The sequence below is a fragment of the Bacteroides ndongoniae genome (genome assembly GCF_900108345.1).
Classification (GTDB): domain Bacteria; phylum Bacteroidota; class Bacteroidia; order Bacteroidales; family Bacteroidaceae; genus Bacteroides; species Bacteroides ndongoniae.
In genome coordinates this window covers 676,608-691,907 of sequence record NZ_FNVV01000014.1, presented here as the reverse complement: position 1 = coordinate 691,907, position 15,300 = coordinate 676,608, and the positions used below count along the sequence as shown (strand labels likewise).

Sequence of the window (15,300 nt, the reverse complement as noted above, 5' to 3'; positions counted from 1 at the left end):
ACTTGAAACTAACACTCCATAAACTCAAAAACTTAAAAACTCAAAAACTCAAGTTACATAGAGGCTTCTTAAAGCAGGGCTGCACAACTGGAGACACCGAGGGCTGTGAGGGCGGCAACGATGGCTTGGACAATGGCGTGGAGGATGGTTACCCAGGTGGATTTTTTCTTGGTTTCGGACATGGTGAGAATTAAAAGTTAATAGTTAAAATTTAATAGTTGAGGGATTAGGGGTGAGGGTTTAGGGCTGAGTGTTGAGGGTTTAAGGTTTAGGGTTGAGAGTTTAGGGGGAGTCTATGTATTGGCTTAACTTCTCTAACTTCTTAACTACTTGAATAGTTTAGGGTTTATGGTTAGGGGTTCTTATTAAACTCTTCCTACTTTCATCTCCCCTCCTTGCTCCCCTCTCTTTGGGAGAGGGGATGGGGGGAGGCTTCTCTTAGCCTAACGGATCTTCGGCTTCACCGCCACCGTCGGAACCGGTGCCAGTGTCATCGGGATCTTCGTCTACTGTACCACCATCGGCCGAGTTGACTTGCTTGATGACGTTACCGTCCTTGTCGTAACAGGTGATGTTGATGGAAGTGTCCTTCAGTTCCTGCTTGATTGCACTGCTGGGGGTGAAGATGACACGGCGGGAGGTGATGAGCGAGGTGCTGACCTCTTCTACTTTTTCCACGGAGTTGGCACGGACGCCGAAACGCATGGTGCCCAGACCAGGGATGGGAACGGAATGGCCTTCGGTGGCCCAACTCTTGATGACGTCGCCAATGGCTTCCCACGTGGCATTGATGGTGCCTTTGGAAATGCCGGACCGCAGGGCGGCCTCACTGATGACTTTGTCTTCTTTCAGCGTACTGTAAATGTCCGCTAACATGATAAACCGATACTGTCCTGCAGAAGGACCTACTGCCAGTTTCATCTGGCGTGCTTTGACTTTGATACCCATGAGGAGAATTAAAAATTAAAAGTTAAAAATTAATAGTTTAGGGTTTAGGGTTGAGCGTTGAGGGTTTAGGGTTGAGGGTTTAGGGTTTAGGGTTGAGCGTTGAGGGTTTAGAGTAGTCTATGTATTGGCTTAACTTCTCTAACTTCTCTAACTTCTTAACTCCTTAACTTATCAACTCATCACCTTGTCACCTTGTTAACTCGTCAACTTGTCAACTCGTTAACTTGTCGCAAAGATACGGCAGGGGAAAAGGGGAGTTATGGGTTTTTGAAGGTTTCTGAAGGTTACGGTTCTCCCAAGTGATGAATGATCAGTGATACCTGGCGGGCGGTGAGCAACTTCTGCGAGCGGTGATAGTCGGTTTGTGACAGATCTTTCATGAGTGGAGGACAATTGTGAATCCAGCGCATCAGTCGGTTGGTTCCGATGCTGGTGGGAGACTCAGGAAAATAAAGACGGGCCAGTTCGCCTTTTTTCATGGTGACGGGGCGGAAGAAAGAGGACATGTGGTAAGTTAAAAATTAAAAGTTAAAAATTAATAGTGAGAAATTAAAAGTTGAGGGTTTAGGGTTGAGCGTTGAGGGCTTAGGGTTGAGGGTTTAGGGTTTAGGGTTGAGGGTTTAGGGCTGAGGGTTTAGTGTAGTCTATGTATTGGCTTAACTTCTTAACTCATCAACTCATCAACTCCTTAACTCCCTGCCTTGGGTTGGCTGCTGATTTTTTCCCAGTTAGGAAAAAATTATTCCCTAACTAGGCCGTATTTTTTTCCTAACTAGGAAAAAAACGGGGGCTTGGGAGGGGTGGAATCAGCTGTTCGAGGGGGCAGAAACTTGCAAACTTGCAAAACTTGCAGCCGCCTCACCCACACACGTGCGCATGCGCGTAGCAAACTCGTATTCGCCACGCTGAGTTTTCTGCAAAATGCCTTTTTCGGTCATCCGTTTCAGCTTCGAGTCGATGGTATTACGGGCTATCCCATACCGTTGCCCTTCTTCAAGAACACTCTGGCGACTGAACCGATGGGGCAGACGATCGAAAAAGGCATCCACGGACAAAGTGCTTTGGCGCACAGTCTCGGTGGCAGGCAGCAGCGAGAGAACGTAGCAAGCGTGTTGGTACAAAGGCTCGGCGAGGGAAAGAACTGCTTGAAAATCCGTTTCGGTGACGTTCAGGCGAAACAGAGGAATCACTCCGTCGCGTATGTTTTCGGACGGTATGCGCGGGTCGGGCGAAAGGCCGGGACAAGCGATGAGCTGGCGGGTGAGGTCGTTGTAGACCGTTTCCTTTCCGCCATCGCTGGAGGGAAGCAGCGCAGCAAGCGACCGGAGCAGGGCTATGACACTCAACATACGGCAAAGGTTGATGGCGATACGGGTGACGGTGCTCTTCATGGGATCACCATGAATGGCTCCGGCACGGACGAAAAGACGGGCCAGATGCTGGTTGAACGCCTGTTTCTGCTCGGGAGACAACTCCAGACGGATGTTGCTTATGTTGGCAGCCAGACTGTCGAGCAACTGTTTCCAGTCTTCTCCCCACTGCGTGAAGATCCGGTCGTAATCGGCATCGGAAAGGTTGAACTGGTCGGCCCATTCATCGATGGGAGGCATGCAATAAAATACCTGGCGGGAGAACAGACCGTTCTCGGCTGAAGGGATAAGCGGACGCACCTGTGCCGGGGTACCGCTAAGCAAAACACTGAGGTAAGACTGTTTGCACTCACGGTACTCGTGGTTGGTACGGCGGTTATAGGCCAGACGCTCGTGGTCGAAACTTTTGCGAAGCGTGTCGCTCCAATGTCCGTATTCGCTGCCAATGGCGGTACTGACGGTGTCGGCTTCGGCCTCGCAGATCAGTCCTGCCCCGTCGGCATCCATCAGGTTTTCGAGCATACCGGTACCGGAGTTGTCACCGGTGATAAGAAACATTTTCATGCGAGGCTGTTCAGGTTCGGGCTGGTTTGTTTTCTCTTTGCCCATTGCATCCCGGCGCATTTTTTCCTGCCGGTAGTCTTGCAACTTCCGGTTGTAGGCATCGAGCAGGGAATCGTGAATAGGTTCGGCCAGCCGGCGTACCCAGGTCAGGGCTCCTTTTCCCGAAGCCGGGGGAGCCACAACAAAAGTCTGGAGGCAGGGATATTTCTTCTTACGTCCATACGTAAAACTGATCAGCTTGTTGAGGGTGGCTCCGATGACGGTGATGGCTCCCAACAGCAAAATATCGCGTTGGGCGGGTGAATCGCCACAATCTATGATCTGTTGCAGGAAAGGAGGCCAGTTGTAATCGGAAAAACAGGGAAGGGGTGGTACCTGCGTTTCGTCGTCTGCCACCTGCGTTTCGGTACTTGCGTTTTGGGGCTCGCAGCCTGTTGTTTTTCGCTCCTCGCGCGTGCGCGTGTGTGGGTGAGGGGGCTGCAAGTTTTGCAAGTTTGCAAGTTTTCGGTCCAGTCGGATGCCTGTCCGTTCGGCCAGGTGGAACACGGTGCCGAGTGAATTGGCACCGGATCCTTGCTGCAAGGCGTGGTCGTAAAGTTTGTCTGCTTCCTCCGACTTGTATTTCTCGGAGATGCGGCATAGGCGGTGAAAAGAGGAACGTCCTTCTTCGCCACAACTGTTGGCAATGGCAAATGCCATCGGCATGTATTCCTGGTAGGTAGGTGCTACGTTGGCACCGGATTTTTCAACAGCGTCTACCAAACGCTGTAATGATTCGATGTTGTTCATATTGTTTTAAGTTTTTGAGTCTTTAAGTTTTTGAGTTTTTGGGTTTTTGAGTTTTTGGGTTTTTGAGTTTTTGAGTTTTTGAGATTTTGAGTTTTTGGGTTTTTGGTTTTTTGAGTTTTTGGGTTTTTGGTTTTTTGAGTTTCTGAATTAAGCTTCATTCTCAATTATCCATTCTCAATTATCCATTCTCAATTATCCATTCTCAATTATCCATTCTCAATTCTCCATTCTCAGTTTCGCCCCCGCGTCGTGCGCCAGGAAACAGGCTCTTGACATGTCGGAGTTGGCGGTGTCTACTTTCAGACCGTGTTTCCATTCGAGGTAGTCCCAGGCGGTATGCAAGGCTTTGTCGAACGATTCTTTGATGCTTTCGTTCGGACATAACCGATAAGGGACGAACAGTTTGACTCCTTTGGCACCGGGACTGATAAAGGCAAGGTCGGGATGAAGCACGTCATCGGCAAACAACCGGTTGCGCCATTCCTCCGCCTCGGCGGCGGTGTCCAGATGGTCGATGTCGATGACGAACAGTCCGGAAGGAAGTGTCAGACAAAGTTCTTTGCAGTAAGGAAAGATGCCGGCAGGTGTGACATAAGGCAGTAATTGCTGCTTCTTTTTCCGGAAGAGTTGTCCGTCGGCCAGTGTGGCGCGTACTTCGTTTGTCAGTTGCTCCAGTTGTTTGTCGGACGTGAGATAAGTGTGAAGTCCGGTCAGGTTGCATACCCCCGCCGGCACTTTGTTGGTGACGGGGGCATGGAAAAAACTCATAATGCTTTCTTTCATAATGTATGTGTGTTTTTTAGTAAGATATGATGCGAATATATGTCAATTTAGTGGAGTGAGAATGTTCATTGAGAAGCATTGAGATTTTATTGAGTGTTTGTTGAGACTTATTAAGTAGGAGCATCCAAATAGGAATATTTCTTGCTCAGTTCAACATACCAGAATGAAAGTGTTACTTTATTTGACACATCCACAGCGCAATTTTGCATGAAAAAATTAAAATAAACTTTTTACATCACGAAAATGGATGATAAAACAAGAATCGTTATTAATATCAACGGTGGGACGAATACGATAGTGCCTTCAGCGACTTCTATTGTGCAAAATTTTTATGGAGAACAGCAGGCCGATTCTATTGTTCAGAAAAAAGAGATTGTCAATACAAAGGAGACAATGACCCGGCAGGAGCAGGAGCTGTATCGGTATGTGCATGATGTGGAGAAGTTACACTTCTATGTGAAGCAGATTGGCAATTGCAACTCGGCACATGAATTGGCCGATGTGGTAAAGCTGATGCTCGAAGATGGACAGGTGCGCAAGGAAATTGTGGTAAAAGCTGCCTTCATTCAGCGGCTTCTTCCTTTTGCTACCAACCTGACATCAGGGGGGAAAGTGGATAATGTGCGGTTGCAGATTAATAATATGCTGGCGGCGAGGAGGAAGAAGGAGAAGATGGAGATGATGGTGAAGAAAGGGGGGTAGTAGACTGATAGTATGCAATATTGATACTTATAACAAATTTGATTATGGGATTTGAAAAACATGCAGTTGGCCGTGTACTTATTCGGACTAAAATAAGACGGGCTTTGTGGAACTGTGTCTCTTTCTTTTTGTTTCGGCCTTTTGTAACAAAGTTTTTTCGTGTTTGGCGTGTTGCATTATTAAAAATATTTGGGGCAAAATTAGCATGGGATGCTGAAGTTTATTCCTCGGTAAAGATATGGGCACCTTGGAAATTGCAAATGGGGCATCGGGCGTGTTTAGGTCCGAATGTGATTTGCTATAATCAGGATTGGGTAATATTGGAAGATGACGCAGTGGTCTCACAATATGCTTATCTCTGTACAGCTTCTCATGAGGTAGATAAACTGAATACGGCGAATGATTCTTTGATAACAGCACCTATCCGGATAAGAAATAAGGCCTGGATTGGAACGAAAGCTTTTATCGGGTTGGGTGTTTGTATAGGAACAGCTGCTGTGGTAGGAGCTACCGCTTCGGTATATAAAAATGTAGATGATTATCATGTGGTAGGAGGAAATCCTGCCAAGACGTTGAAAATAAGAAATCTGAAATGAGTAACAATTCAATAGCAGCCATCATTCTTACCAAGAATGAAGAGAAACATCTGGAAAGATGCATCCGGTCGTTGAAGGGAGTCTGTGACGAGATAATTGTAATCGATTCTTTCAGTACGGATCGTACGTGTGAAATGGCTGAACAGATGGGGGCGAAGGTTTACAGAAATCCTTGGAAAAACTATGCAACGCAATTTAATTACGGGGTATACCAATGTCCGATACAATCGGAATGGATTTGGCGGATAGATGCCGATGAGTTTTTGGAAGGGAATATCGGACTGGCTGTGAAAGATGCGGTGAGTCGATGTAATGCGGATGTGAATGGTGTATATGTGCGGAAAAGAATTGATTTTATGGGCAGGCCATTGTTGCATGGTGGTTGGTATCCGTCTTATCATCTGAAGGTATTTCGGAAGGGGCATGGAGACTGTGAAAACCGCTGGATGGATGAACATATTCGCATTTTTGATGGAACGACTATCACTGTCAAAGAGGGGAATCAGGTAGATGCTAATCTGAATGATTTGACGTGGTGGACAGAAAAGCATAACGGATATGCGACCCGGGAAATGGTGGATATGCTGATGATGGAATACGGTATGGATGCTAAAGCGGAAGAGGTCATTCCAAAGTTTTTCGGAACAGAAGAACAACGGAAACGTTGGCTGAAAATAAAATACGTCAAGGCTCCTTTGTTTATCCGACCGTTTATCAATTTCTTCTTGCGTTATGTACTGAAAGCCGGATTCTTGGATGGGAAAGAAGGTTTTATTTGGCATATTCTGCAAGGATTCTGGTACCGGATGCTGGTGGATGCCAAGATATATGAAATCAAGAAGCGGTTCAAATGGAACAAAAGTGATATTATTGCTAATATTAATGAATTGATAAGTAAATAGTATGGACTTGAAAACATTTTATTTTTTTGTTTGGATACGAGTTTATTATTACAATAACAGATTTATCTTAAATATTAAAAGAAAGCATAAAAATAAATTAGGGAATTTTATGCTTTTATTGTCACTTCCATATATTCTAATTCGTTATTTGCTTGGTGTATTAATTGAAAAATTGCGAACTTCTTATATTAGAAAAACGAATGTAAAGGAGAGCAAAGAGAACTTTGAACATGAAATCGCAATAGTTGCTATTGCTAAAAATGAAGGTCCTTATATACGTGAATGGATTGAGTATCATCGCTTGCTTGGAGTAACTAAGTTTTATTTCTATGATAATGAAAGTGAAGACCAGACAAAGGAAATTTTGAAATCATATATCCAGTCTAATTTAGTTTCTTATTTTTTTATTAGAGGAAAAGCCAGACAGTTGGATGCTTATAATGATGCGATTAAACGTTTTAAATATGTTTGTCGGTATATGGCTTTTATTGATTTAGATGAATATTTAATGCCTACAATTCCTTATCAACCGATTGAGAGAATCGTGGACGAAGCAATAACTAAGTATGGAAAAGGTGCTTCGGGAATAGGGGTTAATTGGGCTATATATGGTTCATCTGGTTACGATAAGGCTCCTAAAGGATTGATAACACAGGTATTTAATCATCGAGGAAATAATAGAGCTGTGGGCAATGCCCATATAAAAACGATTTGCAACCCAAGAAGGGTGAAGGATTATATTTCTCCACATTATCCTTTGTATCAATTGGGGGCATATTCGGTGAATGAAACAGGTGATGAACGGTTATATGTGTGGTTTTGCCTTGACCGGAAATATAAGAATATAAGAATTAACCACTATTATACCAAATCGAAAGAACAGTATTTAGGTAAAATAGCTAGGGGACTTGGGGATAGAGTAGGAGAGTATAAAATGGAACAATTTGCAAAATATGATCATAATGAGATAGAAGATAATTCGATGAATGCATATGCGGCAAAACTAAATGAAAATCTCAAGAGCGAATAATAAAATATTAGGATTTTATTGGGGAAGGATTATGAGCTCATCACAAAGATTTTATATGAAAAAATCATAAGAGGATTTGAGTGAAATTAATGAAGAGTCTGTGTTCATCCGCCAATTCTGAGCCATCAGCGTATCAATTCCCCACAGAGTTTTATTTCACCACCAATCACACAGATGGATTTACATGTCGTGGTGTAACCAATAACTATTATTTATGAAAGTTTCTATTATCACTTCCTGCTTCAACCGGGAAGCGACCATCGCACATGCCATTGAAAGCGTACTGGCACAGGATTATCCGGACATTGAATACATTGTGGTGGATGGAGCCAGCCGGGACCGTTCGTTACAGGTAATTGAACAGTACAGCGATCGCATTGCCCGGATTATCTCGGAGCCGGACAGCGGGATGTACGAGGGTATCAACAAAGGAATACGGGTGGCGACGGGCGATATCGTGGGGCTGTTGCATTCGGATGATTTTCTTTATGCTACGGACATCATCAGCCGGATTGTAAGGCGGTTTGAGGAAACCGGTGCGGACTTTGTGTATGGAAACGGCTTGTTTGTTGATGCAGACGACACGAACCGGGTGGTGCGCAACTGGATAGGGGGAAGCTACAGCAAATGGAAAGTAAGGCACGGGTGGTTGCCGCTGCATCCTACTTGCTACATCCGCAAGGCTTGTATGGACCGGTTGGGGCTGTACGACGAAAGTTACCGGATTGCAGCGGATTCGGATCTGCTGTTCCGCTACCTGTACGAAGCGGACCTGAAAGTGGAATATCTGAACGAATATATTGTAAGGATGCGGATGGGAGGACTAAGCACGGACAGCAAGCGGAGGAAACAGATGTGGGAGGAGGATGTGCGGATGTACCGGAGTCATGGAATGCCTGCTGTATGGACCAAACTGCAAAAGATGGCATGGAAGGTGCCGCAGTTTGTGAATCTGGGGTCTCTGTGATGAGAAAACACAGATTAACACAGATTTACGCAGAATAAATAAGTCTACTCAAGTTTCGCAAGTGCGAAACTTACAGGAGTTAAAGAAGTTAAAAGAAGTTATCGCCCACCAAGGTGGGCTTAGAAGTTAAAAGCCTTACCATTAACCATTTACCATTCATAAAAGGTATCGGCTTAACTCCTTAACTTCTTAACTCCTTAATTACCAGAAAAATATTAAATCCGAAACTTAAGTATGGAAACTCTTTTCTTTTATTTCCTGCGTAGAGGATTGTGGGAAACGAAAGAAGAATATAAGGGTAGTAAGGCTATCGGACCGGAGGATTGGGAAAGACTGTTTGCGATGGCACACGAGCAGGCAGTGACCGGATGGCTGATAGACGGCGTGGGCCGGACGGCCATGCGCCCGGCTAGAAATGTGTGGGAACAGTGGCTGTTTCATCTGCTTTATCTGGAACAGATGAACAGGCTTGCAGAGCGTTGTGGACAGCAGTGGCTGGAAAGACTGGAAAAAGCCGGCATGCCTGCTTTTGTGTTCAAGGGGACATCGGTGGCTTTATGGTATCAGCAGCCGTTGCATCGCAGTCCGGGGGATGTGGATGTGGTATTGAAGGATGGCTGGAGTCGGCTGAAACCTATGTTGACGGAAGCCGGTATTGCATTTCGGGATGAAAACGGAGACATCGTGGTGCAGGAGAATGAACGGGTACCGGTAGAACTGCATGCCCGGTGGGAGTATGTATACAACCCGGTGGTGAATGCCCGCCTGCAACGTTTGTGCAAAGAAGCAGACGAAACGGATCGGGAACTGTATCTGGTCTGCCTGATGCTGCACATACGCAGACATTTTCTGACGTACGGCATCGGGCTGAAACAGGTATGTGATGTGGCGGTGATGTTGCGGTATGCCGAACTGGACGGGAAGAAAGTAGCGGCTTTGCTGAAACGGCTGCATGCTGAAAGATTCGGCCGGATTCTATTTGGATTTATCGAGAATTATATAGGAGGAACAGAGGCTTATCCCTTGAAACCGCTCAGACGGGGAAAAGGAGTTGAGCTGTTTAGGAACGTCGTGCTGAAAGATGGTTATCGCCTGAAAATGGAACGGGAGGAGAAAGCCCGGAATATGCGTTTCAGGATAGGCTGCATTGTGGGAAATGCCTGGTTCTGGGTACGGCGCGGGTGGACGCTGCTGGGTATTATGCCTGGTGAAGTGATGAGCTTTCTGGCGTACAAGGTGGGAAAGCGGATTTTTAGGCACGGATGACACGGATTTTTACAGATTGGATTTTTAAGTTTCGTAAGTGCGAATTGAAACCTAACAACCTTCCAGAAGGAGGGGAGTCAGATACCACTTCAGGAATGAAGAACAAAAAAATGAAGAATGAGGACTATACTTCTATGTGAAAAATCAAAAGATTTTTTGAGCGAGGCTAATGAAGAATTTCTACGACTCATTCTCCATTCTCCATTCTCAATTCTCAATTATCTATTAAATCAATTAATATGTATGTAGAACGTATGGGAAAAACGGTAGACTATTTTTCTTGTGGATCACCATTGGACTGTCTCGGAAACCGGTTGCTGAAACGGGCGTTCGATTTTGTCTGTTCGCTGGTGTTCCTTTGTACTTTGTTTCCGGTGTTGGTCATAATTGTTGCCATTATGACGGAGTCGACGATGCCCGGAAGGCTCTTCTTTGTACAGAAACGGACGGGATGGAGAGGAAGGACATTCCGATGTATAAAGTTTCGTACGATGAGGGCCAGTGCCGATGCAGACACCCGGCAGGCTACCCGGACGGATGCGCGGATTACGAAATGGGGACACATTATGCGGAAAACCAATCTGGACGAGATGCCGCAATTCCTGAATGTGCTGATGGGAGACATGAGCATTGTAGGACCGCGGCCACACATGGTGAAGCATACGGAGGAATATTCGAGGCAGATAGATGAATACATGGTGCGGCACTGCATAAAACCGGGCATTACGGGCTGGAGCCAGGTAAACGGTTTCCGGGGAGAAACACCCAGGCTGGCCGATATGAAAAACCGGGTGAAGTATGACATCTGGTATATCAAGAACTGGAAATTTACGCTGGATTTGTACATTATTTGGAAAACAGTAGAGAGTTGCTTCTTTACGGATGCGAAGGCGTATTGATTGGGTTAGTTGGTGAGTTGGTGAGTTGATAAGTTGATGAGTTGGAGAGTTAGTGAGTTGAAAGGGGAGATGTTTTACCACAGATTTCTCAGATTATTTCGGATTGAATCATTAACTAATCTGTAGATGAGGATGTGCTGAAACTTAGTTATGTTATCTGGCTCCCCTCCTTCTGGAAGGAGGAGAGTCTCAGATACTTACCCTCCCCACGCGGCATCTTGAATTTAATCTGTGTCTTTCTCTGTAATCCGTGGTGCGCATTGAAATATAACCTCTGTGGAACTCTATGTCCTCTGTGGTGAAAACACTTTTAATTGAAAATATTTTTTAAACATTAATTATAAACAGAAATGAGAAAATTTGTATGGAGTATGCTGGTGTTGCTGTCCGTAGGATGGGGCAGTGCATCGGCGCAAGAGATCGTCAGCAGTGACACAACGGTATGTGAAGTCAATCAGACTCCGCAACCGACGGATGATCATTACCGGATTGTGACCAATCGTTTTTGGGACAACTGGTTTATTTTGGCAAATATAGGTGAGCATGCTTTCGTGGGTGACTATGGCAGCGTAGGAAAGTTCTCGGGGTTATTATCGCCGGACTTTAATGTGGGAATCGGTAAGTGGTTCACGCCAGGCATTGGTGCTAAACTTCAGTTCGGTATCGGTAATTCGAAAGGCTACAGTAAAGAAGATACTCATTACACGTATGGTGACTGGTTGACCAATGGAGACGGGGTACCTTACCTGAAGTCGAAAAACAAATGGTGGGATCTGAATGTGAGTGCCATGTTTAATCTGTCACGTTTGTTTTGCGGTTACGAAGGTAAGATATCGGACAAGTTGATGAACCAGTTCATTGCGTCGGTAGGTATTGGCGGATTGCATCATAGGGCCATCAAAGCTCAGCGTAACGAGTGGAGCGGGCATTTTGAGTTGCAATACAGCCGCTTCTTTGATAAGGAAAAGAAGTTTTCATTGGATTTGAAAGCGCGTGCCATGTTGTATCAGACCAATTTCGATGGTATTACTTTGAAGAAAACAAAGGAAAACAGTGTGTGGTTTGATGCTAATTTAGGATTCAGTGTGGGCTTTACTTATTACTTTAAAAAACGCCATTGGGACAGATGTCTGCCGTGTGAGAACCCTGTATACATCAACAACGTGATAGCTGCACCGGCTACCATCGTCAACGAGTGTCCGGAATACGGAGTACTGGAATTCTATGTGTTCTTCCCGAACAACTATTCAGGACGTAACGATGCGCCGACCATGGTGGATGCGCCGGTGAACGCCATCGATTACCTGGCTTCGGGTATCTTTACCCAGACCAAGTTTGACAATACGGATGCAGTGGCTAAGCGTCTGGCATCGGGAGCCAGTCTGTCGGGGCTGAAGACTTCGGACATACCGACCCAGAAAGCAGGGGAAGCACCGGAGATTGCAGGGGTGACACGCGGATATGAAATGTCGCTGTCGCCGATTTCACTGAGTATGGACGCTGAAAGCATGAACCGTTTCAAGGAACAGACCGGTTACTACTATGCACCGATGTACTGTCAGGGAAATACATGGCACTATCGTGTTGATACGGAAACTGCCATGCAGAAGCTGATCAGTGAAGATAACTATAAAGAGGGACAGTCGTTCGGACTGAACGCACACAGCGGACTGGGCATTGTAGAACAGAACATGCGCCCCGGAGCCGACTCGAAGCTGGTTAGCTTTGCGGATATATATGCGGCTGTAGAGAATAACAAAGGAAATGTGGCACTGGCCAGTGACTCGGCTACGGTGGGCAGACTGAACGAGATTTTTGAAAAGGGACGTCTGCTGTATGTGGTGGCTGAAGGTCTGGCAACCAGCCAGGACAACTACATTGGCGAAAATGCTGAGGAGATTGGTCTGGAACGTAATAAGAAACTGGCTTACAACCGTGCCTTTACGGTAGTGAACTGGTTGAAGACAAATCCGAAATTCAAGAATATGCCTGGAAATGCCTTCTTGGTAAATGCGCTGGTGAACCCGGTTGTGGAACTGAACGATGAAAGTGTTCAGGGATTGAACGCCAAGGTAAAGCGTAGTGTAAAGGTAAGGATATTCTATGCAATTGACTAATGGATTATAAAAAAGTCACCGTGAGGTGATTCGGGAGCCTGCTTTGAGCTTAGCGAAGCCGGGGCAGGCGTTACTTATCTATCGAGATAAGTGATTGTTTGTTTTGTTTGTCAAGCCATGTCGCTTTTTAGCGGCATGGCTTGTTTTCGTTTTGCAAAAAGAGGATGAAAAAGTTTTTTGATAATGAAATTTTGATGGCAGAGATTGCCGGATGGTTGCGGGAAGGAAAAACGGTGACCATACCGGTGAAAGGGAACAGTATGAAACCGTTTTTGACGGACGGACGGGACAGGGTTACGCTGTGTGGCTGTCGGGCTGAAGAACTGTCGCCGGGAGACGTGGTGCTGGCTGGTGTGAACGACGGCGGAAGTACCGTGCTTCACCGGGTTGTAGAACGGCGGGGAACCCGTTTGCTGTTGCAGGGAGATGCCAATGAGACAACGGAAGAGACCGGACTGCAGGAGGTGTTGGGAAAGGCGGTTGCCATGGAACGCAAAGGGCGGACGTATGAAGTGGATGGAAAGGTTTGGCGCTGCTATTCGGCCGTCTGGATGAAGGTGTTGGCTGGCAGGCGTTACCGGCAGAAGGTTCACGGTATGTTGGCTTATTTGAGGCAGGCACTGGGCGGGCATGGCAGGAGTGTAGGGCTGAGCTGCCTGACAGGGGTGCTGTCGGTGGGGCTTTCGCTATTGTTCATTTATTTTTCCAAACAGGCTATTGACGCGGCTACGGAGGGGAGGGCAGAGGAACTTCCACTTTGGGCTGGTGTGTTGGTCGTGAACATGCTGCTGCAACTGGCGTGCAATGCATGGGACAACTGGGTGGCTGTGCGGGCACAGGTCGGGATGGGAAACGGATTGAGATACCGGATTTTCGGTCACCTGTTGCGGAGCCGCTGGAAGGAACTGGAACGTTTCCATACCGGAGACGTGATGAACAGGGTAGCAGGAGATACAGCAACTCTGACCAGTCTGCTGACGATGACTCTGCCGGCCTTTGTGATTCTGGGCATACAGCTGCTGGCGGCTTTTGCTTTCTTTTACTGGCTGGATGCGCGACTGGTCTGGCTGGTGGTAGGGATTCTGCCCTTTTTCCTGCTGGGAAGCCGGCTGTACATGAAGCGTATGTATGGCTATGCAAGCCGGATCAGGAGGACGGACAGCCGGATACAGGCGGTGATTCAGGAAAGTCTGCAGCAGCGGAATGTGGTACGGGCTCTGGAAATAGGCAGGAAACGGCTTCATAGACTGGAGGGGGAACAGGAGAGTTTGCGGATGCGCCTGCTGAAGCGTACCCGTTTCTCGATATGGACCCGTGCCTGTGTGTCGGGGGCTTTCTCGGGCGGCTATCTGGTGGCATTCTGTTGGGGAGTATGGGGACTGAGTGACGGCAGCATCACATTCGGTACGATGGCGGCTTTTCTGCAACTGGTGGGGAAGATACAGCAGCCTGTATGGGACATGGCTCGGCTGATTCCTTCGCTGGTGGAGGGGATGGCATCGGTTCGCCGGTTGAGGGAGCTGGAGAGTTTGCCGGAAGAGGAAGCGGGAAGTTCTTTGCGGCTGGCAGAGACGCCGGATGTGGACGTGGAAGGGATAGACTTTGCGTATGCTCCGGGGGACCGACCGGTGTTCCACAACTTTTCGTGCCGTTTCCCGGCCGGGAGCCGTACGGCGGTGATGGGCGAGACCGGAGCAGGCAAGACAACATTGGTGCGACTGTTGCTGGCATTCGACAAACCGCAGGCGGGAGCTATCCGGCTGAGGACGGGAAAGGAGACGGTGGAGGTGTCGGCGCGTACGCGGTGTAACTTTACGTATGTGCCTCAAGGGAACACGTTGTTCAGCGGGACGATCCGTGAGAACTTGCGGATGGGAAATCCGGAAGCGACGGGGGAAGAAATGTGCCGGGCTTTGCGGACGGCTGTTGCGGATTTTGTGTTTGCTTTGCCCAACGGTTTGGATTCGTTTATCGGGGAACAGGGCAGCGGACTGAGTGAAGGGCAGGCGCAGCGAATTGCCATTGCCCGCGCTTTGTTGCGCAACAGTTCGATATTGTTGCTGGACGAAGCGACATCGGCGCTGGATGAGGAGACGGAACGGATATTGATGGAGAACCTGGAACGGGATTATACGGACCGGACCTTTATTTTTGTGACGCATCATGCGGCAGTGGCGGAGCGATGCGGACAGGTGGTGAAAATGAAGAATGAGGAATGAAGAATGAAGAATGAGGAGTATACTTCTTTGTAAAAAATCAAAAGAGGTTTTGAGCGAGGCTAATGGGGAAATTTCACCACAGAGGACACGGGGTTGCACAGAGGATTGTGTGAGGGGGAAACGCAGATGAACGCAGATTATCACAGAT

The 15,300-nt window shown here is 47.1% G+C and carries 13 protein-coding genes and 1 pseudogene; 9 read left to right on the top strand and 5 right to left on the bottom strand.

Going from position 1 to position 15,300, the window contains the following annotated elements:
• Positions 1-68: 68 nt before the first annotated feature.
• The 5 genes from BQ5591_RS21435 to BQ5591_RS13845 form a co-directional block, all read right to left on the bottom strand.
• Positions 69-182: a smalltalk protein gene (locus BQ5591_RS21435; protein WP_159434484.1), complete on the bottom strand. Its 114-nt coding sequence runs from the start codon at positions 180-182 to the stop codon at positions 69-71.
• 256 nt (positions 183-438) lie between these two features.
• The gene (locus BQ5591_RS13860; protein WP_071149798.1) at positions 439-948 is read right to left on the bottom strand and encodes an HU family DNA-binding protein; all 510 of its coding nucleotides are present in this window, start codon (positions 946-948) and stop codon (positions 439-441) included.
• A gap of 284 nt (positions 949-1,232) precedes the next feature.
• Positions 1,233-1,454, bottom strand: coding sequence for a DUF4248 domain-containing protein (locus tag BQ5591_RS13855; protein ID WP_022163478.1), 222 nt, complete (start codon positions 1,452-1,454; stop codon positions 1,233-1,235).
• A 300-nt stretch (positions 1,455-1,754) separates the two neighbouring features.
• Complete coding sequence (locus BQ5591_RS13850; RefSeq protein WP_071149797.1) at positions 1,755-3,671, bottom strand: DUF3987 domain-containing protein; 1,917 nt, start codon at positions 3,669-3,671, stop codon at positions 1,755-1,757.
• A gap of 216 nt (positions 3,672-3,887) precedes the next feature.
• Positions 3,888-4,454 (bottom strand): BT4734/BF3469 family protein, encoded by a 567-nt coding sequence (locus BQ5591_RS13845; protein WP_071149796.1) that lies wholly within the window; start codon positions 4,452-4,454, stop codon positions 3,888-3,890.
• A gap of 243 nt (positions 4,455-4,697) precedes the next feature.
• Here BQ5591_RS13845 and BQ5591_RS13840 point away from each other — a divergent pair, with 243 nt between their 5' ends.
• The 9 genes and pseudogenes from BQ5591_RS13840 to BQ5591_RS13800 all read left to right on the top strand — a co-directional run bounded on the left by BQ5591_RS13840 (position 4,698) and on the right by BQ5591_RS13800 (position 15,152).
• Complete coding sequence (locus BQ5591_RS13840; RefSeq protein ID WP_071149795.1) at positions 4,698-5,156, top strand: hypothetical protein; 459 nt, start codon at positions 4,698-4,700, stop codon at positions 5,154-5,156.
• 44 nt (positions 5,157-5,200) lie between these two features.
• The gene (locus BQ5591_RS13835) at positions 5,201-5,752 is read left to right on the top strand and encodes an LbetaH domain-containing protein (protein WP_071150731.1); all 552 of its coding nucleotides are present in this window, start codon (positions 5,201-5,203) and stop codon (positions 5,750-5,752) included.
• A complete protein-coding gene (locus BQ5591_RS13830) occupies positions 5,749-6,654 on the top strand; it encodes a glycosyltransferase family 2 protein (RefSeq protein WP_071149794.1) in 906 nt (301 codons plus the stop codon). Before BQ5591_RS13835 ends, BQ5591_RS13830 begins: the two co-directional genes overlap by 4 nt.
• 1 nt (position 6,655) lies before the next feature.
• Positions 6,656-7,684, top strand: a complete 1,029-nt coding sequence (locus BQ5591_RS13825; protein ID WP_071149793.1) for a glycosyltransferase family 92 protein — start codon at positions 6,656-6,658, stop codon at positions 7,682-7,684.
• Positions 7,685-7,898: 214 nt separating this feature from the next.
• Positions 7,899-8,651, top strand: coding sequence for a glycosyltransferase family 2 protein (locus tag BQ5591_RS13820; protein ID WP_071149792.1), 753 nt, complete (start codon positions 7,899-7,901; stop codon positions 8,649-8,651).
• Between the two features lie 234 nt (positions 8,652-8,885).
• Positions 8,886-9,917 carry a nucleotidyltransferase family protein gene (locus BQ5591_RS13815; RefSeq protein ID WP_071149791.1) on the top strand — a complete coding sequence of 344 codons (1,032 nt, stop codon included), beginning with the start codon at positions 8,886-8,888 and terminating at the stop codon, positions 9,915-9,917.
• 290 nt (positions 9,918-10,207) lie between these two features.
• Positions 10,208-10,816: pseudogene (locus BQ5591_RS13810) on the top strand (sugar transferase); the annotation flags it as partial.
• Between the two features lie 350 nt (positions 10,817-11,166).
• A complete protein-coding gene (locus tag BQ5591_RS13805; RefSeq protein WP_071149789.1) occupies positions 11,167-12,933 on the top strand; it encodes a hypothetical protein in 1,767 nt (588 codons plus the stop codon).
• 164 nt (positions 12,934-13,097) lie between these two features.
• On the top strand, positions 13,098-15,152 hold the full coding sequence (locus BQ5591_RS13800; RefSeq protein ID WP_235817094.1) for an ABC transporter transmembrane domain-containing protein: 2,055 nt from the start codon (positions 13,098-13,100) through the stop codon (positions 15,150-15,152).
• Positions 15,153-15,300: the final 148 nt, after the last annotated feature.